At 45.1% G+C, this 1,569-nt stretch carries 1 tRNA gene, 2 rRNA genes and 1 pseudogene; 1 reads left to right on the top strand and 3 read right to left on the bottom strand.

The annotated features are described in order from the left end of the window. Window positions 1–566: 566 nt before the first annotated feature. A pseudogene (locus AEA42_RS09340) lies at window positions 567–1,067 on the top strand (IS630 family transposase); the annotation flags it as partial. Window positions 1,068–1,193: 126 nt separating this feature from the next. Here AEA42_RS09340 and rrf (AEA42_RS09335) read toward each other — a convergent pair. The 3 genes from rrf (AEA42_RS09335) to rrf (AEA42_RS09325) all read right to left on the bottom strand — a co-directional run bounded on the left by rrf (AEA42_RS09335) (window position 1,194) and on the right by rrf (AEA42_RS09325) (window position 1,567). Further along, a 5S ribosomal RNA gene (gene rrf, locus AEA42_RS09335) occupies window positions 1,194–1,309 on the bottom strand. 35 nt (window positions 1,310–1,344) lie between these two features. Then, window positions 1,345–1,420: transfer RNA gene (locus AEA42_RS09330), tRNA-Thr, on the bottom strand. Window positions 1,421–1,451: 31 nt separating this feature from the next. Next, a 5S ribosomal RNA gene (gene rrf / locus AEA42_RS09325) occupies window positions 1,452–1,567 on the bottom strand. Between the last annotated feature and the right edge of the window lie 2 nt (window positions 1,568–1,569).

Genomic DNA, 1,569 nt, shown 5'->3' with positions numbered 1-1,569 from the left:
CAATTCATACATTACTGTATGTACATATTGCTATGAACACTCATTCATTGATTTAATTCTTTGATTACTCGCCAAACGGCAGAGTAATTTCGATTAACTCAACACCTGTGAGTGTCCACACAGATTTCTTGTTTAGATTGTTAAAGAGCGTTTGACCTCATCGCTTACGTTACCGCTCACTGGGTCAGGGCTGCGTATTCTACGCATTTCCCTTGTCGCGTCAAGGCGTTTTTACAAACTTCTTGAGGCTTTCGAATCAACTGCACATTTTGCATTCGATTCGCACTGTAACCGCGTTAGCTTTCGCTGTCTGCCGTGTCAGTGGATGCGCATTATAGGCAGCGAAACTTTTTGTGCAAGCGCTTTTTTCAGGTTTTTATGATTAATTTTCAAATAGATTGTTACACCCAAGCTAGGCACAACCTACACACTTGTTATACCCAGAGTTATCCACACTGAGAAGGTTTAATGACTAGATTAAATAATTAATTACTCAACTTTAAGTTAAAAGAACTCACAGCTGTGCGTATTCAAAGTTAATTGTGAGGCTGATTTTTTTAGTCTCGATTGATATTTGGTTTCAGGACGAAGCCAGATTCGGCCTGCAAAATACAACGACATGCCTTTGGGCCCCTAAAGGCAGTAGACCAAGAGCGCTAAAACAGCAGCAGTTTGAATATGTGCACCTGTTCGGCGCAGTCTGTCCTGCAACAGGAGAAACTGAAGCCATCATCACGCCATTCGTCAATAAGGACATCATGCACCAGCACCTGGAGCTGATTGCAAAACGCACCAAATCTGGCCGCCATGCAGTCGTGGTAATGGACGGTGCGGGTTGGCATACCAATGACATTGCTGCTGATATCCCTAACCTGTCGATCCTCAAACTGCCGCCATATTCCCCAGAACTAAACCCCATCGAACAGGTATGGAGTTGGCTTCGCCAACATTATCTCGCCAATCGCTGTTTTAAAGGATATGAGGACATAGTGGATGCCTGCAGCCAGGCATGGAACAGCTTTATCAGTTGTACAAAACGCGTGATAAAGATGTGCTCTCGGGAATAGGCGAAGATGGCTGAGCTTTAATGCGGAATGGTATAAGGGAGAATGTAAAAGTGAAAAAAGCAGAAACTGAAAACACCAAATGCAAAAAAGCCAGCTTATTCAGCTGGCTTCATTGCTTAATTAGGCGCTTGGCGATGACCTACTCTCACATGGGGAGACCCCACACTACCATCGGCGCGATTGCGTTTCACTTCTGAGTTCGGGATGGGATCAGGTGGGACCACAATGCTATTGTCACCAAGCAAATTTTTCTCTAGGACATGACACTAGACTATAATGGTGCTGATACCCAGAATCGAACTGGGGACCTCATCCTTACCAAGGATGCGCTCTACCGACTGAGCCATATCAGCAATTTTTTATCATCAATAGATGAAATTAGGCGCTTGGCGATGACCTACTCTCACATGGGGAGACCCCACACTACCATCGGCGCGATTGCGTTTCACTTCTGAGTTCGGGATGGGATCAGGTGGGACCACAATGCTATTGTCACCAAGCA

Source organism: Shewanella sp. Sh95 (assembly GCF_001308045.1).
In the GTDB taxonomy this organism is placed as follows: domain Bacteria; phylum Pseudomonadota; class Gammaproteobacteria; order Enterobacterales; family Shewanellaceae; genus Shewanella; species Shewanella xiamenensis.
Note: the sequence above shows the minus strand (reverse complement) of the source record. Positions and strands in the feature narration are given on the sequence as shown.